The organism is Magnetospira sp. QH-2 (genome assembly GCF_000968135.1).
Lineage (GTDB): Bacteria > Pseudomonadota > Alphaproteobacteria > Rhodospirillales > Magnetospiraceae > Magnetospira.
The window spans coordinates 585,690-606,963 of the sequence record NZ_FO538765.1 but is presented as its reverse complement, the minus strand read 5'-3'; the positions used below and the strand labels follow the sequence as shown (position 1 = coordinate 606,963).

The window sequence follows — 21,274 nt, the reverse complement described above, 5'->3', positions numbered from 1 at the left end:
GGAGAACGGGTACACTATAACAAATTGTTGGCGGACTACTTGTTTGTTGATATGCTGGGGCTATCCGCAATGGCAGACATTCGAAAGGAGAGGGTATCATGCAGGAAGTCGTCAGCTTTAACGAAGCGCTATTTTTCGGATTGGGGACCGTGGCCACTACCGTGGTCATCGTCATTGGATTCGTCTATTTCCTGATGAGCCGCGCGGCTAAAAAGTAACGATTCCCGTTACAGCCCTTCTAGCCGATCCCGCCAGTCCCCATGACCGGCGAGGATGGCTTTTCGTGCGCTCTCGGCCTCACCCATTTCCAGCCGCAGAGCCAGATGCGCCGGGGGCAGCAGGCTGCCCAGATTCTCCGGCCATTCGATCAGGCTGATTCCCTCGGCAAAGGCATCCTCGATGTCCAGCTCCCAGGCCTCATCCGGGGCCGCCAGACGATAGAGGTCGAAATGATGGATGGCGCCGTCGGGCAGGTCATAAATTTGGACCAGGGTAAAGGTCGGGCTGGGAACTTCCTCGCGGCAGCCCCGCGCATGAATGAACGCTCGGGCAAAAACGCTTTTTCCAGTGCCTAGGGTCCCCGATAAGGCGATGACGTCGCCCGGCTTGGCCCGCTCCGCCAAGGTCGATGCCAGGGCTCGCGTGGCGGCCTCGTCGGCCAAATGGATGGTGCGCGACATCCCGGTCATGTTTTTGCTTGTCCTCTCTTGATCCCGTGGGCTTGGGCGGTCATGGTACGGCAGGTCAATACAAGGGAGAAGTCTGTATGTCGCAGCCCGCCATCCATGTCACCGATGTCGCCGTGGTCGGTGCCGGTCCCACCGGTTTGTTCGCCGTGTTCGAATGCGGCATGCTGAAAATGACGTGTCACGTGATCGACCCTTTGGACATGGTCGGCGGACAGCTTTCCGCTCTTTATCCGGAAAAACCCATTTACGACATTCCCGGCTTGCCCGCCATTCAGGCCGGCGATCTGGTGACCAACCTGGAAAAACAGGCCGCGGCCTTTGATCCCGTTTATCACCTGGGCGAGCGCGTGGAAAAGCTGGTCCGCACCGACGACGAACGCTTCTTGCTGGAGACCTCAAAGGGTACCCGAATCGACGCCAAGGCGGTGATCATCGCCGCCGGAGCCGGCGCCTTCGGACCCAATCGTCCGCCCTTGGCGAATATCGAGCAGTACGAAGGCGACAGCGTCTTTTACATGGTCAGCCGCCGCGAGGCTTTCCGCGGGCGGCGGGTGGTTATCGCGGGCGGTGGCGATTCGGCGGTGGATTGGGCCCTGTCGCTGCATGAACTGGCGGAAAAGATTTATGTGGTGCACCGGCGCCCCAAGTTCCGCGCCGCGCCGGAAAGCGCCGCACGCCTGAAAGCCCTGTCGGAAGACGGCACGGGCAAGCTGGAACTGGTGGTGCCCTACCAACTGGATTCCCTTGAGGGCGAGGGCAGCACCCTGTCGGCGGTGAACGTCAAGACCCTGGATGGGGATATCCGCCGCCTCGATGCCGATGTGCTGCTGCCCTTTTACGGTCTGGCCACGGACTTAGGCCCCATCGCCGAGTGGGGTCTGAACCTGGACATGCATCATATCACCGTGGAGTCGGGAACCCTGGCCACCAATAAGCCGGGAATTTTCGCCATCGGCGATGTGGCGACCTATGAGCATAAGCTCAAATTGATTCTGTGCGGGTTCTCCGAAGCGGCCATGGCCGCCCATGCGGTGCGCGATCTGGTCTATCCGGACGAGGCCCTGCATTTCGAGTATTCCACCTCGCTGGGCGTGCCCCACGCATGAAGGCTGAAACTCAAAGGGTCGCGCTGGTGCCCCATGGCCCCTTGGGCGGGCTGGCGCTCTCGGTTGTTCGGGCGCTGCCTCCCACCATGGGGCGGAAAGCGGCAAGACTATTTTGGCAAATGGGCATGCTACGCCATGTTGCCGACAACGACCGCCCGGAGTAGACTGCGCGCCCATGAACGATTCCATCGACCCGATGCATTTTACCCACCGTCATCTGCTCGGCATCGAGGGGCTGACCCCGCCGGAAATTTCACTGATTCTGGACAAGTCCGAAGCCTACGTGGACCAGAATCGGCAGGCCAACAAGAAAAAGGACCTGCTGAACGGACGCACGATCATCAATCTGTTCTTCGAGGATTCGACCCGTACGCGGACCTCGTTCGACGCCGCGGCTCAGCGCCTGGGCGCGGATGTGATCACCATGAACGTGGCCACCAGTTCGGTGAAAAAGGGCGAGACCCTGATCGATACGGCCATGACCCTGAACGCCATGCATCCCGACGTGCTGGTGGTGCGCCACAATCAATCGGGGGCGGTGAAGCTGCTCAGCGAAAAGGTCCATGGCGCGGTGATCAATGCCGGAGACGGGGCTCATGAACATCCCACGCAGGCCCTGCTGGACGCCCTGACCATCCGCCGTCGGCGCGGGCACCTGGATAACCTGACCGTGGCGATCTGCGGCGATATCGCCCATTCACGGGTGGCCCGTTCCAACATCCATCTGCTTAATACCATGGGCGCCCGGGTGCGGCTGATCGCGCCTCGAACCCTGATCCCCCGGGGTATCGATGAACTGGGGGCCGAGGTCTTTTTTGATATGCGCCAAGGCCTGAAGGACGTGGACATCGTGATGATGCTGCGCCTGCAACGGGAGCGCATGCAGGCCAACTATTTCCCGTCTATCCGTGAGTATTTTCACTTCTTCGGCCTGACTTACGACAATCTGGCCATGGCCAAACCGGATGCGCTGATCATGCACCCCGGTCCCATGAACCGAGGCGTCGAAATCGATTCGGAAGTGGCCGACGATTTTGGTCGCAGCGTGATCCGTGAACAGGTGGAAATGGGCGTTGCCGTGCGTATGGCGGTCTTGGAGGTGCTGACCGATAACCTGCCGCCGATCGAGGGAGCAGGCTGATGGCCGTTACCGATATTCCACCGCCCCCCACCGCTTACGTCAACGCCCGGCTGATGGATCCGGCCACCGGCCTGGATCAGCCGGGGACCCTCTATGCCGAAGGCGAGACCATCGCCGATCTGGGCCCCGGACTGTTTGCCGACGGTGTACCCAGCCACGCTCAGACGGTGGATTGCGAGGGCCTTATTCTCTCCCCCGGGCTAGTGGACATGCGGGTGCAACTGCGCGAGCCGGGAGAAGAGCACAAAGGTACCCTGGCCTCGGCCGGGCTCGCCGCGGCCGCCGGAGGCGTGACCTCCATGGTCTGCCTGCCCAATACCAGGCCGGTCATTGATGATGTCTCAGTGGTGGAATTTGTTGCCCGCCGAGCCCGCCTGCTGGGGCTGGCCAAGGTCTATCCCTATGGCGCCGTGACCAAGGGGCTGGAAGGGCAGGAACTGGCCGAGATGGGCATGCTGGCGGAATCCGGAGCCGTGGCCTTTACCGACGGGACCGTTCCCGTTGCCGACACGGCGACCATGCGCCGGGCTTTGCAATATGCCGCCACCTTCGATCTCTTGATCGTGCAGCACCCCGAAGAACCGGGCTTGGCCGGAAGCGGTGTGGTCAATGCCGGGACCATGGCCACCCGCCTTGGCCTGGTGGGCATTCCGCCCCAAGCCGAAGTGATGATGATCGAGCGGGACTTGCGGCTGTTGGAGCTGACCGGCGGACGCCTGCATTTCGCCCATGTGACCACCGGCGAGGCCATCGACGTGATTCGGCGCGCCAAGGTCCGGGGCCTACAAGTGACTTGTGACACCGCGCCGTTCTACTTTGCCCTCAACGAATTGGCGGTGGGTGACTATCGCACCTTCTCCAAGCTGTCGCCGCCCTTGCGCACCGAGGATGACCGCCTTGCGGTGATTGAAGGCCTGCGCGACGGCACCATTGATGTGATCGCTTCGGACCATGCACCGGAAGACGAAGAAGCCAAACGCTTGCCCTTTGGTCAGGCGGCCTACGGCGGAATCGGCTTGGAAACCTTGCTACCCATCACCTTGGAACTGGTCCGCAACGGTCATCTGGAATTGATCGAGGCACTGCGCCTGATCACCTCGGCGCCCGCCGACCTGCTCGGCCTGACCGGCGGGCGGCTGACAAAAGGTGCTCCGGCGGACCTTTTGCTCTTCGACCCGGAGAAACCCTGGAAGATTGACCGGGACGATATGATCAGCAAATCCAAGAATACCCCCTTTGATGGCTACCTGACCCAAGGTCGGCCCAAGCGCACCGTGGTCGACGGACGCACGGTTTTCCAATTTTGACGGAGCTCCCATGGGCCAGGCCGACTATCCGACTATTACCTTGATGCACCAAATCGCGGCCCTGAGCGGTTATCTGATCGGGTCCATCCCTTTCGGGATCGTCATGGCCAAGTTGTTCGGGCTGGGCGATCTCCGCAGCATCGGTTCAGGCAACATCGGCGCCACCAACGTACTGCGCACCGGCAACAAACCGGCGGCTTTTTTGACCTTGGTACTGGACGCGGGCAAGGGCGCCATCGTCGTATTGCTGTTCCTACATGCCTTTGACTACGAAACCACCCTGGCCCGACAATATGCATTGCTTGGCGGGTTGATGGCGGTAATCGGGCATAATTTTTCGATCTTCCTGAGATTCCAGGGCGGCAAGGGCGTGGCCACCACCCTGGGCACCCTGTTGGCCTATGCCTGGCCGGTGGGCCTGGGGGCTTGTGCGACCTGGCTGGTGGTGGCCTTGGTGCTGCGCTATTCATCCCTGGCCGCGCTGGTGGCCTTGGCGGGGGCGCCGGTCTATGCCCTTTACCTCAGCGATAGCAACACGGTGATCCTGGCTCTCGCTCTGGGACTGTTGGCTTTCGCCCGGCATCACGAAAACATCCGCCGCCTGATTCGCGGCAAGGAAAGCAAGATCGGCAAAAAGAAGCCGGACTGACTATTCTTTGATCGTCTTCATCAGGTGCCGCAGAGCCGCCGCCACTTCTTCGGTATTCCAATCGGTGGCGCCCAGGACCCCTCCCAACACATAGCCATTGGGACTGATGATCAAGGTGGTGGGCAGGGTATCGGAGCCAAAGATATCGATCAGCTTTTGCGCCGGGTCGGCATAGAGAGTCAGGGCATCCAGTCCCCGCTCCTCAAGGAATTTGCGCGGCGACTTGCCCATCTGAGAGCCCGAGGCCACCGCCACCACATCCAGGGGCTGATCTTTGAAGCGCACCTGTAAGGCGTTGAGGTCGGGCATTTCCTTGATACAGGGCGGGCACCAGGTGGCCCAGAGATTGAGCACCACCACCCGTCCCTTGAAGTCGATCAGACGCACCGGTTCGTCCATATTGCGGATGAACACCACCGGCGGCACCGGAGGCCGGTTCACCGCAAGCCGAAACCCATCGATCTTAGCCGCCAATTCTTTGAATTTGGGATCAATCTCCGGACTTCCCGCCGCGTCGCCCCCGGTCGGCAACATCAACAGGCCCAGCAACAGCAAAAAGCGGATCATCGGTGTTCTCCTTGTCATCTGCCCTATGAATAACGCCGATGGGGCTTGCGCGGCAAGCGGCGCCCGTGTCAAAACCGGCCATTCCCTTTCACGAATGAGTGAGACCCATGCCCCGCATCGCTCCGATCCTCGCCTTTCTGCTTGCTGTCGTGACCTTTGCCGATCCGGCCTCGGCCAATGCCGTTCGGGTGTTCGAGGCCCAGCAGGGTGCTTGGAAGGCCTCTTGCTACAAGGACCCGGGCAGCGACGAGCCCTACTGCCATCTGATGGTCATCCATACGTTCGCCGATGGCTCCAAGACCGGAAACTTCGTGCGCTTCGGGCCGGTGTTCGATCGCGACAAACGCGGTGTCGTGGTGGCCAGCTATCTGGGTTTCGCTAAAAAAAGCAAGATTTCCATCCAGGTGGATATGGACGGCGCCGAGGACAAGAAATGGTCCGACCCGGCGCCCAAGACCAACCATCTGGTCATCCCCGAGCAGGTCAGTGGCGAAATCCTGACCGCCATGGAGGCCGGACAATCCTTGCGGCTGAAATTCAAACCGGCCACCGGCATCGCCCAGAATATCAAGGTCTCTCTCACCGACTATCGGGACCTGTTGAAGGCGGTGACCAAGGTGCTGGCCGGGGAAACGGTCAGCCGCTGATGGTCAGGTCATAGGCCACGCAGGGATCGATGGCCGAGACCAGCAACGAGACCCGTCGTCTGAGATCGTCCTCCGACCCGGCCTCGGTGCCCACCAGTCCCCGAGACAACGGCCCGTCCGGATGGAAGTTCCACTCGGTGGGCGCCACGGTGCGATAGTCGGCCACCGTCTCACCGTCCAAAACCACCCGATGAGCCAACAGACCGCGTGCTGTTTCCGCCAGACCCACGCCGACCCCGGCGCCATCGTCATCGGCCTGGAGCCCCGGGATCCCCGGCTCGCTCAACACACCAACCAGCCGGGCGGTCATGCGCGCCAACAGGCCCGCACCGTGTTCGGCGATGATATCGCGGACCAGCGGATGGTGGCGATGCCGGGCCAGGGGTCCGGTCTCGGCGGGCTGCCCCTGCCAATCGGGACAAGCCGCGAAACGGTCACCATCCTCATTCGCCAGTCTGTGATGGAAGAAGGCCGGGGTCGCGGAATCCAAGAAACGGCCTTCCGACGCACCGAACCCGGCTAGGCCGTGGCGCTCCACCCATTCGAGGACCCGGGCCGCCGGGGTATCGCCCTGTTGCCACCACATCCGGGCCCGCGTCAGGCTCTCAGGCACGCGCCCGCGCGGCTCGCCCAGCAATAGCTCGGCCAGTTGCCTTCGGAGCAAGATTTGAAAATCAGACCAGACGTCTTGATCCAGGATGGCGGCCCGCTCTCCCGGTCGCCGCCAATCGGGGCCGGAAACCAAGGCGGTCCCGTCGGCAAGAGTGGTTCGCAGATCGCGCAATGTCGTGACCGAAGCGGCACCGATGGTTTCCGTCGGCCAATCCAGGCACAGGCGTAACAGGTCCTGATCCAGGGCCTCGGCCCGGATCATAATCTCGCGCAGGCTCTCGGTATCCGGATCCGGGGTCAGGCCCTGGGCGGCCTCCACCGCGCGCAGGGCGGCACAGGTCTGAGCGGTACCGCAGATGCTGAACACCAAGCCCATCATCTTCGGCGCGGCCTCCGCCGGGCGCCCCACCAGCAATCGCCCGGCCAACCGGGGCCGAGCCACATCGATGGTGACCGCGTCGACTCGTTCGCCAGACAGAGTCAGAGCAATATCCAGCCGCCCTTCATCCATGAATTTTCCTCGCTCGCTGCCGATTAGATGACCTATCCTGATCGAACGTGCAAGAGGGGTAGAGAGAATGGCCTCAAAATCTTCTCGGCAACGATGGCTGTCAGCCATTTTGCTGATTGTCATCGTGCTCCCCGCCGCATTGGCGGGCTGGGCCCTGCCCCGCTACGTGCCGCTCTTGGCAGCCTTGGAAAACCGCTTGGCGGATTTGCGGGTTGCCACCCTGGCCCCGTCGTTGCCGCCTCACGAGCGGATCATTCTGGCCACCCTCACCGAAGAGACCCTGGCCCGCTTTCCCTACCGGTCCCCCGTTGACCGGGGATTCCTGGCGGACCTCTTGACCACCTTGCAGGACAAGGGGGCGGCCGCGGTGGGTCTGGATATCCTGCTCGATCAGCCCACCGAGTCGGCCAAGGACTCCGTACTGCGAAGGGTGGTTGCCAACCTCCAAATGCCATTCATTGCGGCCTATGCGACGGAACAGGATCAACTCACGGCCCAGCAAGCCGCCTACTTGGATGAGTTTCTTTCAAAGGACCATAGGGCGCTGGTCAACCTGATGCGCGACCGGGTGGACGGGGCGGTGCGCTGGGTCTATCCCGGCGGCGAACGCAATGGCACCTGGGTTCCCGGCTTCGTCGCCGCCCTGGCGGCCAGCCAAGGCACCACGCCGCCGAAGACCGTCCAGCCCATGGTCTGGCGCCAGCCACCCGGCCCCGACCAGCCCGCCTTCAAGCGCTTTCCGGCCCATGCCATGGGCTTTCTGCCCGCCGACTGGATCGAGGGCAAAATCGTGCTGATCGGTGTCGATCTGCCGTTCGAAGATCGCCACCGCACGCCCTTTTCCGGTTTCCGTGACGGCCCCGGAGATGTGCCCGGCGTGGCCATCCATGCCCATGCACTCGCACAGGTCTTGGACGGCAGCCGCCCCACGGGCCGCGAGGACTGGGCCGCATGGATGGTGATTGCCCTCGGTGCCCTATTGGGCCTGCTGTTGGCCCGGCCGTCCTGGAGCATGGCGCCAAAGGTCCTGGGGGGTTTGGCCGCCCTGGCAACCGGGTGGGTTATCCTGTTCGCCCTTTATGCCACGCTGCAATGGCAACTGCCCCTCATCGGCCCTTCGGCGGCCTATGTGTTGGCCTTTGGCGTGACCCTGGCCTTCATGGCCGACCGGATGCGAAAGCAGAAGATGTTCGTCGAGGGAGCCTTTTCCCGCTATGTGGACCCGGCGGTGGTCAAAGAGCTGGTGGCCGATCCGACAAAGCTGGCCCTGGGAGGGGAACGCAGGGAGATCACCAGCCTGTTCACCGACCTGGCCGGCTTCACCAGCATGATCGAGCAGCGCCAGCCCGGCGAGGTGGTGCCCCTGCTCAACAGCTATCTGGACCGCATGTGCCGCATTGCCACCGACCATGGCGGTACCATCGACAAGATCATCGGTGATGCGGTCAGCGTGCTGTTCGGGGCTCCCCTGGACCAGCCGGACCATGCGCAACGGGCCGTGGACTGCGCCTTGGCCATGCAGGCCTTTGCCGAGTCCTTCGCCCAACGGCAGCAGGACCAGGGGATTCCCTTTGGCCACACGCGCATCGGCATCAATACCGGCTCGGCCCTGGTCGGCAACTTCGGCGGCGAGGTATTCTTCGACTACACCGCCCATGGGGATACCATCAACACGGCGGCCCGTCTGGAAGGGGCCAACAAGTATTTCGGCACCCGGATCTGCGTCGCGGAGACCACCCGGGTGCAATGCCGAGACCTGGTGTTCCGGCCCATCGGATCGGTGGTGTTGAAAGGCAAGACCCAGGGCCTGATGGTCCATGAACCCCTGACCATCGAACAGGCCGCCGCGCCCGCCGTCGCCGCCTATCTGGAGGCTTTTCAGGCCATGGAAAAAGACCAGGATGGCCTACCGCAATTGTTCGCCGACATTGCCCAACGCCACCCGGATGATACACTGATTGCCTATCATGCCCGCCGCCTGGCCGAGGGAGGCCGAGGTATGACCATCGTGTTGGAAGGAAAATGACCATGTCCCGACTGTTTGGACTCTTGATCGCCCTGATCCTGTCTTGGAGCACCTCGGCGACCGCGGGGCAGTTGGTGGTCATCGAATCCAGCCTGCCCGCCCTGGCCCCGGGACAGATGATCGACGCGGCAACGGCGGTGACCGTTCCCGATGGCGGCAAGCTGGTGCTCATTTCCGACCAAGGTACGACGCTCACTCTTACCGGTCCCTTTTCCGGCAAACCCGGCGGCAAGATGAAAGACATCAAGGGCGGCGATGGCAAGCTGCTCACCTCCCTGTCCAAGCTGGTCAGCGGCAAGCAAGCCGACATGGCGGCCTTGGGCACTTTCCGCTCCGGTCCTTCCAACCTGTTCCCCCCCCTGTGGTCGGTCAATGTGCAGCGCTCGGGCCGTCATTGCCTGCCGCCATCGGAACCGGCCAAACTATGGCGCCCCAAATCCGATGGTGCCGCCAATCTGCGCGTGAAGCCACTCCCCTTGGGCGATGCGCTCCGAGTAACATGGCCTGCCGGGGATCAGCAAATGGATTGGCCGGAAACGGTGCTGCCATCCAAGGATGGCTCCCGCTACCTGGTGCGGCTCGAAGACCGCCCGTCCGCCGCGCGGGTGGAATTCAAGCGCCTGCCCGGCGATCTGCCGAGCCGCATTCACCAAGCAGCCTGGATGGCCGATCATGGCTGCGGCAATCAGGCCTTGACCTTGCTGTCCAGCATCACCGGATCGCCTTAGGAGGGTTTCGCCATGCTTGTCCGCCTTGCCTTGATCCTCTGCCTGATCGTCATGGCGGGCGGACCGATGCCCGCCGTCGCGGACGGTCTATCCGCCCCCCAGATTGCCCAGAACGGCCCCCCAACGAATAAAAAAGCTCTCGCGGGGTACTACTTAAAACAAGGCGAAAAGGCCCGCAAAAAGGGGCGGCATAGCGAGGCCTACAAGCATTACCAGAAAGCGGCCAAGCACCTGAAGAAATCCAAATTGCCGCCACTCAAGCGGGCGTTGGTCCTCACCCGCCTTGCCTCGTCCGAACAGCTTCAAGGGCATTACCGCAAAGCCATCAAAATCCTGGAAAAGGCCGTCGGCATCGCGCCCATGCCGATCAGCTACAAGGCTCTGGTCAAGCTTCATACCCGACTGGGCAACTTGGATGACGCGGAATCCGCCCGTCGGCGCGGACAGAGTCTGGTGACGGAAAAAGTCACCAATGTCCATGTACCCGAGCACAAGAAACAGATGATGCGGCGTGACGGCTACGAGATGGACATCATCTATTTCTCCGACAAGGGTCAATGGACCAAGGCCGAAGAACAAGCCCGCAAGCTGGTCGAGTTGACCGGTCGCATGAGCGGCGAAATGAGCAAAGCCAGTCATCTGAAATCCCGCCTGAACCTCCTTCAAATTCTCAATAAGCAGCAGCGTTTCGTGGAAGCGGAAGTGCTGGGCCGCGAACTATTGCAAGAGGCCGAAACGACCTTTGGCAAGAGTGAGCAGACCGGCTCTATCGCCGTGCAACTGGCTGTGGTTCTTACCGGACAAGGACGCCTCCAAGAAGCCGAAGGCCTGATGCGGCGCGCGCTCGAGATCTATGGCGCTTCGGGCATGCGCGAAACCACCCGTTGGTTCGTCGGCGCGCGGCGTGCGCTGGCCCTTTTGTTGGCGGCGCGGGGGGACTGGGCCGGAGCCGTGGCCGAGTTCGACCGGGTGATGGCGCTTTATGCCGACAAGGGCAAGAAAGGCATCGGCTTTGCTACCGGTCGCCCGGCCCTCCCCCTGGCCTTGCTGGAAGTGGGCCGGGGCGAGGAAGCCCTGCGCCTTTTGGAAGCCGGGTACGAGAAAGAAAAGAACAACAGCGGCCTGAAGCATCCGCGCACCGCGCAGATGGGGGGGGCGCTGGGGACCGTGCGGGCCCGCCAGGGAGACCTGGAAGGCGCGCGGGCGGTGTTTGCCGACAGCCTGGCCGTGCTGATGTCGAGTTCGCGGGGGGATGCCCAAGCGGACAGCAGCGAGACCACCCGCCGGATCTGGCGGGTGCGCATGGTCGAGGCCTATATGGAATTGCTGGCTGACCTGTTGGAGGCGGGCAAAACCGACAAACAGGATACCGCCAAGGAGATCTTCAAGCTCGCAGACTGGATCCGGGGGCAATCGGTGCAGCAGGCCGTGGCCGCCTCAGGGGCCCGGACGGCGGTCAATGATCCACAATTGGCCGACCTGATCCGGCAGGAACAGGATGCCCGCCTGCAAACCGCCTCACTCAACGCCCTGCTGGCTGATCTTCTATCCCTGCCCAAGGACCAGCAGGACGACGACGGCCAGGAGTCACTGAAAAAGGAAATCGACCATCTGCGAGAGACCCGCGCCGATCTTATGGAGGAAATCGAAGACGATTATCCGGACTACGCCGCACTGATCAATCCCAAGGCTCCGACCCTGGAACAGGCCCGCGCCTTGTTGAAACCGGGCGAGGCCTTGATCTCCACATACGTGGGACGTCGCCGCACCTTCGTCTGGGCCCAACCGTCGGATGGGGAAGCGCGTTTTACCGCCATCGCGGCCGGGCGCGATGACATGGGCGATCTGGTCGCGTTGGTCCGCTCGGCGCTGGAGCCCCATGCCGCCACCTTGGGCGATATCCCGCCGTTCGATGTGCAGGCCGCCCATGATCTTTATTCCCTGCTTTTGGCGCCGGTGGCCGAAGGTTGGCAATCAGCCCAAAGCCTATTGGTCATCGCCCACGGACCCTTGGGCTGGCTGCCCTTCTCCGTGCTGCCCACCGGCGCTGATCCCCTGCCCGCCGAGGAAGGCCTGTTGTTCGCCAATCATCGCCAGGTGCCCTGGCTGGCCCGCAAGCATGCGGTTACCGTGATTCCCTCGGCTTCGGCCCTGGCGACCCTGCGCGCCCTGCCGGAACCGAAAAAGGGCCGCCGTCCCTTTGCCGGGTTCGGCGATCCCCTATTCAATGCCCAACAGGCCGCCGCCGGTCCCATAGCATCGACGAAGACCGCCGGTCTGGCCACCCGGGGCCTGCCCCTCAATTTACGATCCGCCCCGATCCGGCGGGACAGCGGCGCGGCCCGGAACTTGGGCCTGTTGCCCCGCCTCCCCGACACCGCCGACGAAGTGCGTGGCATCGCCCTGACCTTGGACGCGACGCCGGACAGAGATTTGTTTTTGGGCAAACAGGCCACCGAGAAAACCGTCCGCGGTGCTGACCTGTCCAACTACCGGGTGGTCGCATTTGCCACTCACGGGCTGGTGCCCGGCGACCTGGATGGATTGGCTCAACCGGCCCTGGCCCTGACACCGGGCAGCCTGAATGGCGGCGACCAATCGCCGGACAACGACGGTCTGTTGACCATGGAAGAAATTCTGACCCTGAAACTGGATGCCGACTGGGTGGTCTTGTCGGCCTGCAACACCGCTGCCGGAGGCGGTGCCGGGGCCGAAGCGGTCAGCGGTCTGGGCCAGGCGTTCTTCTATGCCGGGACCCGGGCCCTGCTGGTCAGTAACTGGCCGGTGGAAACCACCTCGGCACGGCTCCTGACCACCGACCTGTTCCATCGCCAGGCCCGGAACCCGACCCTTGATCGGGCCGAGGCCTTGCGCCAGGCCCGCATGGCCCTGATCGACGGCCCGGGCCGCAAGAACGCCTCCGGCAAGGCAATCCACAGCTACGCCCACCCGCTGTTCTGGGCTCCCTTTACCTTGATCGGTGATGGCGGCGGCGGGAGCTGACGCCTATTCCGCCCCGTCCACTATCGCTGCCCGATCGGCCTTGCGCTGTTCCAGCCGCTGATCTTTGAGCACTTCCGAAATCAGGAAGGCCAGCTCCAGCGACTGTTCGGCGTTGAGACGCGGGTCGCAGTGGGTGTGGTAGCGCGCGCCGAGGCCATCATCGGTCACCGGATGGCCGCCCCCGACACACTCGGTTACGTTCTGGCCGGTCATCTCGAAATGCACGCCGCCCGCATGGGTGCCCTCGGCCTGATGGGCGGCGAAAAAGCCCTTGACCTCGCGCAGGATGGATTCCACCGGACGGGTCTTGTAACCGCTGTCCGAAGTGATGGTATTGGCATGCATGGGATCACAGGACCAGACCACCCGGCGCCCCTCGCGCTTGACGGCGCGCAATAACGGCGGCAGCAGGGCCTCGACCTTTTCGGCGCCCAGGCGCACGATAACGCTCAGGCGACCGGCCTCGTTGTCCGGGTTCAGTACATCGATCAGCCGCAACAGATCGTCGGGGCTGGTGGTCGGACCCGCTTTGACTCCCACCGGATTGGCAACGCCGCGCAGGAACTCCACATGGGCGCCGTCCAACTGCCGGGTTCGGTCGCCGATCCACAGCATATGGGCCGAGGTGTCGTACCAGTCGCCGCTGATGGAATCGATACGGGTCATGGCCTGCTCGTATTGCAGCAGCAGGGCTTCGTGGGAGGTGAAGAACTCGGTCTCGCGGATCTGTGGCGTGGTCTGGGCGGTCAGGCCGCAGGCAGCCATGAAGTCCAGGGTTTCGTCCAACCGGCAGGCCAGATCCCGATAGCGATCGCCCAACGGGCTGTCGCCGACGAAATCCAAATTCCATTGATGCACCTTGTGCAGATCGGCATAGCCACCCTGGGCGAAAGCCCGCAGCAGGTTCTGGGTGGCGGCGGCCTGGTTGTAGGCCTGCACCATGCGTTCCGGGTCCGGTACCCGACCCTCGGTGGTGAAGGCCATATCGTTGACCATGTCGCCGCGATAGCTGGGCAGGGTAATGCCTTCGCGGGTTTCATTGTCCGAGGAGCGCGGCTTGGCGAACTGACCCGCCATGCGACCCACCTTGACCACCGGGCAGGCCGAGCCGAAGGTCAGCACCACGGCCATCTGCAACATCACCCGGAAGGTGTCGCGGATGTTGTCGGGATGGAATTCGGCAAAGCTCTCGGCGCAGTCACCCCCTTGCAGCAAAAACGCCTCGCCATCCACGGCGGCGGCCAAAGACTTTTTCAGTTGCCGCGCTTCCCCGGCAAAAACCAGCGGCGGATAGCCGCGCAGGCGGTTTTCCACTTCGTCCAGCTTTGCTGCATCGGGGAAGGTGGGGACCTGTATCACCGGCTTGGAGCGCCAGCTGTCCGGTTGCCAATTGTCTGCCATGGGGTGCCTCGATCGGGCCAATTGTTTTTGGAAGGGCCGTTTAACCCTGAAACCCGGCGGGAATCAATGGGAATCCGGTGCGCAGCAGCCTCAATCGTCACCATCCAAGGCATGATCGGGGGTATCGTCGATGGAGCGGCCATGGCGGAATCGCCGGTATAGATACAGCCCCAACAGCCCGGAAACCAGGAACAGCGCCACACTCAGGGTGATACGCAGTTCCGGATCCACGTCCACGCCACTACCCGCCAGGGCAAACACCAGAGTCTGAGGGATATAGCCCAAGGCCGACCCGGCGATGAACGGCAGCGCGCCCACCGACGTCACTCCGGCCACCAGATTGGTCACCAGATTACTCCCCGCCGGCAGCAGCCGGATCAGCAGGGTCATGGAAAAGGGGTTGCCCGCCAGGAAAGCATCCACCCGCGCGATGCGCCGCCCGAACTTGCGGGCGATGAAGGTGCGCCCCATCAGCCGGGCATAGGTAAAGGTGGTGGCGCAACCCAAGACCACGGAGAGCAGAGCCAGGAGGGTGCCCTCGGTCAGGCCAAAGGCATAGCCGCCGAGAAAGGCAATCATCTGACGCGGCAGACCGATGGCGGCGGCGACGGACCCGACGGCGACGAACAGGGCTTCCCCGGCCAGGCCTTGTCCCCGCACCTGGTTATCGATCCAGTCGGCATCGAAGTCGGTGCCCAGGGTCTTCAAGGCGAAGCCCACAGCGACCATGGTCAGCAACACGACGGTGCCTTTGATGAACATACGGGGAGACAAGGCCGGGGCGCCGGTCAACGGTCGGGCTCTTCGACCTGGGGAACCGAGCCGCGCTTTTGCAGCCAGATCACGCCCAACAGGTCGGAAATACCAACCAGGGCCCGGTCGAGTGTGCCGTATTTGGAGGCTCCCCGCTCCCGGGGCCGATGATTGACCTGCACCGAGGTCACCCGTCCGCCGCGCCGGATCATCAAGGCAGGCAGGAAGCGGTGCATATGATCAAAGCGCGGCATGTCGAGAAAGGCGGCGCGGGTGAAGACCTTCAATCCGCAGCCGGTGTCCGGGGTATCGTCTTTCAACAGCCGCGCCCGCAATCCATTGGCGAAGCGGCTGGTGTAGCGTTTGACCGCCGTGTCTTTGCGCTTGGCCCGCCATCCCGCCACCAACAGCAGATCCGGCTCGGCCTCGCTTTCCAGGGTCGCCAGCAAATTGGGAATGTCCGCCGGGTCGTTCTGTCCGTCACCGTCCAGGGTGGCAATGATCGGCGCCCGGGCGGCCTTGACCCCGGTGGCCACGGCGGCGCTCTGGCCACAGCATTGCACATGACGCAGCACCCGCAGTTCCGGCGCCTCGGCGCGCAGGGCCAGCAGCTTTTCCAGGGTGTCGTCCTTGGAGCCGTCATCCACATAAAGGATCTCGAACGCCGGGCCATCGGCCAGGGCGGCGCGGATCTCGGCAATCAACGGGGCGACATTGTCCACCTCGTTATGCACCGGCACGACCACCGCCAGACGCAGGGCTTCCGAAGGAGAGGCGGGATTTTGTGGATCGGACATATCAACTGCTTTGAGGCTGCAACGAAGCGCTGCCGCCTTTTACACGGACCCCAGGCGCAAGGCAAATGAGATGTGCCGCTCCAACTGGGAAGGAACACTCCTTGCTCATCGCGGCAACACACACTCCTCTATATATAATTGTATAATTATTTTTTTAATTGTTTTTAATAGCATTTATTCTACGGCCTGATATCCCCCTCGCAACGCGGTTCAGACCAACAAATAAGCGAAAGGCTTTGGCAGGCTGCTTCTGTAATCGAGTCATTTGAGTCAAGCTGATTTCCAAGCCGTCGGTTTGAACCTGGGGTATGTGGCGCCCTTTGCTTCTGTCCGCGGTCGACGTCGTCGCCGCATGATGGGGATCAAGGGGGATCGGGTGCAGCAATCTGAAAAGCGTGGTCTTACGCCACTGCAGCCTGCGCGCTGTCATCCGAGCCCCGCGCGTCGCCACGCGTCCTGGCCGCCCTTCAGGCGATCTCGGTTTTCGTTGTGTTTAGATGGCGGTCTCCTCCTTGCGGTACTGGAAGTCCGTGCCGTCGATCCACATGCGATGCATGATTACGGCGAGACGCCGGGCAACGGCGACCTTGGCGCGTTTCATCCCGCGCCTTTTGGCGACCGCGAGCCCCCAGTGTTTGAGCCAGGACCAACGGCGGGTTCGAGTGAGAAGTGCATTGGCGGCCTCGAACAAAAGCCAACGAACCATGGCATCTCCGCACTTGCTGATGGGGCCGCTTCGGTCCTGCTCTCCCGAGGCGTATCTGCGTGGGACAAGCCCGAAGTGGGCGCCGACCATGACCGACTTTTGAAACCGTTCCGGCACGTCGAGTCCTGTCCTGAAAGCGAGGGCGGTAACCGGGCCGACGCCGGGAACGGTCATCAGGCGTCGGCAAACGCTATCATCGCGCGCAGCGGCATGAACCTGCCGGTCGAGCTTGTCGAGTTGTTCGAGCAAGGCTTGGCGCGCAAGCAAGAGCGGCTCGGCGGCTGCGCTGAGGTGCGGGTTATCAGCCGTCAATTCCCGAACCCGCGCCGCGAAAAGGCGTCCGCGCGCCATACCGACCTTGAGGCCGAAAGCTTTCAATGTTCCTCGTACCGTATTGGACAACTGACGGACCTGATGAACCAGGGTCTCCCGATGGGTCAGCACCATCCGGAGCTCCTGACTGCGCGCGGTCTTGACGTGGGTCGCGCGGTACAAACCGGTCCGCATCGCCTGGCTGATCAAGCGGGCGTCGCGACGGTCCGTCTTGACTGGGCTGGCGCTGGCAAAGGCCTTCATTTGCCGGGTCTCGATACAAATCACAGGGAGGCCCCGACTGGACAGTCCTGCGTACAGCCAAGGCGCCAGAGGGCCAGCTTCCAACCCAATTCGCGCAAAGCCACGCCCGCTTTCCTCGAGCCAAGTGGCGACCGCCTCGGGTGTGCTTGACACCTTGCCTTCGCGAATGACGGTTCCCTTTGCATCAATCTCACAGATCGAAATGCTTGCCATCGATACGTCCATTCCAACAAAATACTCCATAGCTGGTCTCCTCTGTTCCATGTCCAGGAATTGACCCGGATACTTGATCAAGACCGAGTGTGGAGACCAGCTGACTGTCTAGGCAATCCCTGACTGCTCGATTACCGCCATCTGAAAAAGCCCGATTTCGAGCATATGGCGACACATGCTTCGACAAGCTCAGCATGAGGGCCTTTGAACTTTCAACATGTTAGCCTCACCCTGAGCTTGTCGAAGGGCGAGGCGGGCCGTCGGACAGCACTTTTTCAGCAGCCTGTTAAACGGTAAAAGACGATGATCGCGGAACTCGACGCCCCCCCCACCCGAAAAGCTGGCAACGGCTTTACGCTCTTACCGTAAGCATCATGCCCAGGACGAATGCATCCAGGGCACCTTGAACCTCTGAGACCGCCCAGCCTCAGAACGGCTCCAACTCGCTGTCCCAATAAAGAAAATCCCGCCAACTTTCATGAAGATAGTTTGGCGGGAACGAGCGTCCATTGTGCTGAAGCAGATAGACCGTGGGTTCTATCGGCTCCTGCTTGGGATACATGCTCGTTCGGTCGGGCATCCGGTTGGATTTGCGCAGATTGCACGGGGCGCAGGCCGTGACCACGTTGTCCCAGGTGGTCATGCCACCGCGCGACCGAGGCACCACATGATCGAAAGTCAGGTCATTGGCCATGAATGGCTCGCCGCAATACTGACAGGCGAAGCGGTCGCGCAAGAAGACGTTAAATCGGGTAAAGGCCACGCGTTTGGCCTGCGGCACGTATTCCTTTAGCGAGATGACACTGGGTAGTTTCATTTCCATGCTGGGAGAGTGAATGGCCTGATCATATTCGGAAACCACATTGACCCGACCGAGAAATACCGCCTTCACCGCTTCCTGCCAGGACCACAGGGAAAGCGGAAAGTAACTCAGCGGACGGAAGTCCGCATTGAGAACCAGGGCCGGTGCGTCAAAGGACACCACTGTCTCCTTTCTGATCGATCGGCGGCAGCATACAACATCTTGTATCTTGATCCAAATAGCTGGACGATGAAATTCACGTTAAGATACCTTCCTTGCCATGAATCGATCCGTCACAACCCGCTTTGCCCCCAGCCCGACCGGCTATCTGCACCTGGGCCATGCCTATTCGGCGCTGTTTTCCCATCAAAAGGCGCAACAGGCTGGTGGGCGGTTTTTGCTCCGTATGGAAGACATCGATGTCGGTCGCTGCCGATCCGAGTTCCATGATGCGATCCTCGAAGATCTGGCTTGGCTGGGCCTGACCTGGGAAGGCCCGGTTCGGCGCCAATCGGAGCACATGGCCGTATATGCCAACGCCTTGCACCGCCTGCGCGAACGGGCCCTGCTCTATCCCTGTTTCTGTAGCCGCCGCGAGATTGCCGAGGAGATCGCCGCCTCTGCCTCGGCACCGCACGGGCCGGATGGACCACATTATCCAGGCACCTGCCGGACCATGGACCCCCAAGTACGGCGGGAACGACTGGACCGAGGCGATCCCCATGCCCTGCGCCTGGACATGCAACAGGCCATCCACCAAGCCGGTATTCTTGGATGGAGCGATGCGGAACAGGGCGACCAAGTCGCGCGACCGGAAATCTTCGGCGACGTGGTGCTGGCCCGCCGGGATGTGGCCACCAGCTATCATCTGTCTGTCACTGTCGATGATCACCTTCAGGGCGTGACCCTCGTCACCCGGGGCACCGACCTATTCGAGGCCAGCCATGTGCATCGATTGCTGCAAGCGCTGCTGGACCTGGATAGGCCTCTGTATCATCATCACCGCTTGTTGGTAGGCACCGACGGCAAGCGCTTCGCCAAGCGGGACAAATCCCTGACCCTGCGGGCCTTGCGCGAGGCCGGACGGACCGCCGAAGAGGTACGAACCATGGCCCTGGGCCAAGACAGAAAGGAGACCATGTAATGGGGGAAGGCATTCTGCCTTTGAGTCTGGTTTCGGCGGGTGCCGCTGGTGTTCTGGTCTTGTGGATTCTCAAAGGGCCCGGATACCTGATACCCCGCGCGGTCGCGGGTGCCGTCCTGCTCGTGGCCCTGGCCATCTGCTGGATCGTCATCTTTCAGTCTGGCTGGCAAACCCCCACGGGACAGGATGCCCTGGGCGGCAGCGTCGTTGTCTCCATCATCGCTTATTTCGCCCCGGTGGTGCATCGGCGCATGCTGGGGATCCGGTAAGGGGTTTCAGCCAGAAACCGGCACAACAAAAAAAGGCCTCTGATCAGGACCCTCATGTTCTTCACCGTATCGGATATCGGTAAAAAACCGAACCCGAGACGGAATACCTTCCGAAGATGCTTCCTCAACCGGAAAACACGTCAGAAACAGACCAAACGCCCCGTTCATGAAATATCCGGGCGAAAGGCTTTAGTCGAGTTTGCGTACATCGGCGAGATGGCCGGTGACGGCCGCCGCGACGGCCATTTCCGGGCTCACCAGATGGGTCCGGCCACCGCGCCCCTGACGGCCTTCGAAATTGCGGTTGGACGTCGAGGCGCAACGCTCGCCGGGCTCCAATTGGTCGCCATTCATGGCCAGGCACATGGAACAGCCGGGCTCGCGCCACTCGAAGCCCGCCTCGATGAAGATCTCGTCCAGGCCTTCATGTTCGGCGGTTTCCTTGACGATACCCGATCCGGGCACCACGAAGGCCTGCACATTGTCGGCCACCTGGCGCCCCTTGGCGACCTCGGCGGCGGCGCGCAGATCCTCGATTCGGCCATTGGTGCAGGAGCCGATAAATACCTTGTCGATGGGGATATCGGTCAATGCCGTTCCCGCCTTCAGGTCCATATAGGCCAGCGACCGGGCGATGTCCTTGCCCTTGGCTTCGTCGCGGGCCGAGGAAGGATCGGGAATGGTCGCGGAAATGGGCAGTGCGTCTTCCGGGCTGGTGCCCCAGGTGACAAAGGGCTCCAGGGTCGCGGCGTCGATGATCACTTCGCGGTCGTAGCGGGCGCCGGCGTCGCTGGGCAGGGTCTTCCAGTAGGCCAGCGCCTGTTCCCAGGCTCCGGCTTTGGGCACCATGGGGCGGCCCATCAAATAGTTGTAGGTGGTCTCGTCGGGCGCCACCAGACCGGCGCGGGCGCCGCCCTCGATGGTCATGTTGCAGACCGTCATGCGGCCTTCCATGGACATCTCACGGATTGCCTGACCGGCATATTCAATGACGTAGCCAGTGCCCCCGGCGGTGCCGATCTTACCGATGATGGCCAGCACCAGATCTTTCGGAGTCACCCCCGTGGGCAAAGAACCATCGACCCGCACCAGCATGTTTTTGGCCGGTTTCTGCAACAGGGTCTGGGTGGCCAGCACATGCTCCACCTCGGAGGTGCCGATGCCGAAGGCCAGCGCCCCAAAGGCGCCGTGGGTGGCGGTGTGGGAATCGCCGCATACGATGGTCGTGCCCGGCAGAGTAAAGCCCTGTTCCGGTCCGACGATATGGACGATGCCCTGGCGGATATCGTCCATGGCGTAATAGGGCACGCCGAAATCCCGGGTGTTGGCTTCGAGGGCTTCCACCTGGATGCGGGATTCGTCGTTGGCGATGCCCTGAGAGCGATCAGTGGTCGGCACGTTGTGATCGGCTACGGCCAGGGTCTGATCCGGCCTGCGAACCTTGCGCCCGGCATTGCGCAGGCCTTCGAAGGCCTGCGGGCTGGTCACTTCATGGACCAAATGCCGGTCGATATACAGGAGACAGGTTCCGTCGTCCTGCACATCTACCATGTGGCTGTCCCAGATCTTATCGAACAGGGTGCGTGGTTGCTCGGCCATGGTTTCGCTCCCCAGGCTTTAGGTCGAT

At 62.2% G+C, this 21,274-nt stretch carries 20 protein-coding genes; 11 read left to right on the top strand and 9 right to left on the bottom strand.

All coding sequences use genetic code 11. The features are described from left to right. Window positions 1-227: 227 nt before the first annotated feature. Window positions 228-689, bottom strand: coding sequence for a tRNA (adenosine(37)-N6)-threonylcarbamoyltransferase complex ATPase subunit type 1 TsaE (tsaE, locus tag MGMAQ_RS02980; protein WP_371258382.1), 462 nt, complete (start codon window positions 687-689; stop codon window positions 228-230). Between the two features lie 77 nt (window positions 690-766). Between tsaE and MGMAQ_RS02975 the strand changes: the two genes are divergently transcribed. The 5 genes from MGMAQ_RS02975 to plsY are packed head-to-tail and all read left to right on the top strand — an operon-like array spanning window position 767 to window position 4,892. Continuing rightward, complete coding sequence (locus MGMAQ_RS02975; RefSeq protein WP_046020367.1) at window positions 767-1,795, top strand: NAD(P)/FAD-dependent oxidoreductase; 1,029 nt, start codon at window positions 767-769, stop codon at window positions 1,793-1,795. Beyond that, window positions 1,792-1,959 (top strand): hypothetical protein, encoded by a 168-nt coding sequence (locus tag MGMAQ_RS20925; RefSeq protein ID WP_158498758.1) that lies wholly within the window; start codon window positions 1,792-1,794, stop codon window positions 1,957-1,959. The genes MGMAQ_RS02975 and MGMAQ_RS20925 overlap by 4 nt, the downstream gene beginning before the upstream one ends. Window positions 1,960-1,970: 11 nt before the next feature. Then, window positions 1,971-2,936, top strand: a complete 966-nt coding sequence (locus MGMAQ_RS02970) for an aspartate carbamoyltransferase catalytic subunit (RefSeq protein WP_046020366.1) — start codon at window positions 1,971-1,973, stop codon at window positions 2,934-2,936. Continuing rightward, window positions 2,936-4,243 (top strand): dihydroorotase, encoded by a 1,308-nt coding sequence (gene pyrC / locus MGMAQ_RS02965; RefSeq protein ID WP_046020365.1) that lies wholly within the window; start codon window positions 2,936-2,938, stop codon window positions 4,241-4,243. The genes MGMAQ_RS02970 and pyrC overlap by 1 nt, the downstream gene beginning before the upstream one ends. A gap of 10 nt (window positions 4,244-4,253) precedes the next feature. Continuing rightward, window positions 4,254-4,892, top strand: a complete 639-nt coding sequence (plsY, locus tag MGMAQ_RS02960) for a glycerol-3-phosphate 1-O-acyltransferase PlsY (RefSeq protein WP_046020364.1) — start codon at window positions 4,254-4,256, stop codon at window positions 4,890-4,892. On the opposite strand, the gene MGMAQ_RS02955 is transcribed toward plsY, so the two are convergent. After that, window positions 4,893-5,459, bottom strand: coding sequence for a TlpA disulfide reductase family protein (locus MGMAQ_RS02955; protein ID WP_052716076.1), 567 nt, complete (start codon window positions 5,457-5,459; stop codon window positions 4,893-4,895). Window positions 5,460-5,566: 107 nt separating this feature from the next. On the opposite strand from MGMAQ_RS02955, the gene MGMAQ_RS02950 reads away from it, so the two are divergent. Further along, window positions 5,567-6,106, top strand: coding sequence for an invasion associated locus B family protein (locus MGMAQ_RS02950; protein ID WP_046020363.1), 540 nt, complete (start codon window positions 5,567-5,569; stop codon window positions 6,104-6,106). Here MGMAQ_RS02950 and MGMAQ_RS02945 read toward each other — a convergent pair. After that, window positions 6,096-7,229, bottom strand: coding sequence for a nickel-dependent hydrogenase large subunit (locus MGMAQ_RS02945; protein WP_046020362.1), 1,134 nt, complete (start codon window positions 7,227-7,229; stop codon window positions 6,096-6,098). The genes MGMAQ_RS02950 and MGMAQ_RS02945 overlap by 11 nt on opposite strands. Before the next feature lie 67 nt (window positions 7,230-7,296). Between MGMAQ_RS02945 and MGMAQ_RS19210 the strand changes: the two genes are divergently transcribed. Genes MGMAQ_RS19210 through MGMAQ_RS02930 form a run of 3 tightly spaced genes read left to right on the top strand, consistent with a single transcriptional unit; the run spans window position 7,297 to window position 12,986 of the window. Next, on the top strand, window positions 7,297-9,255 hold the full coding sequence (locus MGMAQ_RS19210; RefSeq protein WP_052716075.1) for a CHASE2 domain-containing protein: 1,959 nt from the start codon (window positions 7,297-7,299) through the stop codon (window positions 9,253-9,255). A 2-nt stretch (window positions 9,256-9,257) separates the two neighbouring features. After that, complete coding sequence (locus MGMAQ_RS02935; protein ID WP_046020361.1) at window positions 9,258-9,983, top strand: hypothetical protein; 726 nt, start codon at window positions 9,258-9,260, stop codon at window positions 9,981-9,983. 12 nt (window positions 9,984-9,995) lie between these two features. Beyond that, the gene (locus MGMAQ_RS02930; protein ID WP_052716074.1) at window positions 9,996-12,986 is read left to right on the top strand and encodes a CHAT domain-containing protein; all 2,991 of its coding nucleotides are present in this window, start codon (window positions 9,996-9,998) and stop codon (window positions 12,984-12,986) included. Window positions 12,987-12,989: 3 nt separating this feature from the next. Here the strand turns inward: MGMAQ_RS02930 and MGMAQ_RS02925 are convergent, their stop codons facing one another. The 5 genes from MGMAQ_RS02925 to MGMAQ_RS02905 form a co-directional block, all read right to left on the bottom strand. Continuing rightward, a complete protein-coding gene (locus tag MGMAQ_RS02925; protein ID WP_046020360.1) occupies window positions 12,990-14,387 on the bottom strand; it encodes a class II 3-deoxy-7-phosphoheptulonate synthase in 1,398 nt (465 codons plus the stop codon). A 90-nt stretch (window positions 14,388-14,477) separates the two neighbouring features. Next, window positions 14,478-15,179: a TVP38/TMEM64 family protein gene (locus MGMAQ_RS02920; protein ID WP_252508670.1), complete on the bottom strand. Its 702-nt coding sequence runs from the start codon at window positions 15,177-15,179 to the stop codon at window positions 14,478-14,480. Beyond that, entirely contained in the window at window positions 15,176-15,937 is a 762-nt protein-coding gene (locus MGMAQ_RS02915) for a glycosyltransferase family 2 protein (RefSeq protein ID WP_046020359.1), read from the bottom strand. Before MGMAQ_RS02915 ends, MGMAQ_RS02920 begins: the two co-directional genes overlap by 4 nt. A 493-nt stretch (window positions 15,938-16,430) precedes the next feature. Further along, window positions 16,431-17,462, bottom strand: a complete 1,032-nt coding sequence (locus MGMAQ_RS02910; RefSeq protein WP_046020119.1) for an IS110 family transposase — start codon at window positions 17,460-17,462, stop codon at window positions 16,431-16,433. 397 nt (window positions 17,463-17,859) lie between these two features. Next, window positions 17,860-18,417: an HNH endonuclease gene (locus MGMAQ_RS02905; protein ID WP_046020358.1), complete on the bottom strand. Its 558-nt coding sequence runs from the start codon at window positions 18,415-18,417 to the stop codon at window positions 17,860-17,862. A gap of 97 nt (window positions 18,418-18,514) precedes the next feature. Here MGMAQ_RS02905 and gluQRS point away from each other — a divergent pair, with 97 nt between their 5' ends. Together gluQRS and MGMAQ_RS02895 are read left to right on the top strand one after the other, a co-directional pair. Beyond that, window positions 18,515-19,378: a tRNA glutamyl-Q(34) synthetase GluQRS gene (gene gluQRS / locus MGMAQ_RS02900; RefSeq protein WP_046020357.1), complete on the top strand. Its 864-nt coding sequence runs from the start codon at window positions 18,515-18,517 to the stop codon at window positions 19,376-19,378. Further along, window positions 19,378-19,647: a hypothetical protein gene (locus MGMAQ_RS02895; RefSeq protein ID WP_046020356.1), complete on the top strand. Its 270-nt coding sequence runs from the start codon at window positions 19,378-19,380 to the stop codon at window positions 19,645-19,647. The genes gluQRS and MGMAQ_RS02895 overlap by 1 nt, the downstream gene beginning before the upstream one ends. A 189-nt stretch (window positions 19,648-19,836) precedes the next feature. Here MGMAQ_RS02895 and leuC read toward each other — a convergent pair whose 3' ends face one another. Continuing rightward, window positions 19,837-21,246, bottom strand: coding sequence for a 3-isopropylmalate dehydratase large subunit (gene leuC / locus MGMAQ_RS02890; RefSeq protein WP_046020355.1), 1,410 nt, complete (start codon window positions 21,244-21,246; stop codon window positions 19,837-19,839). Window positions 21,247-21,274 lie beyond the last annotated feature (28 nt).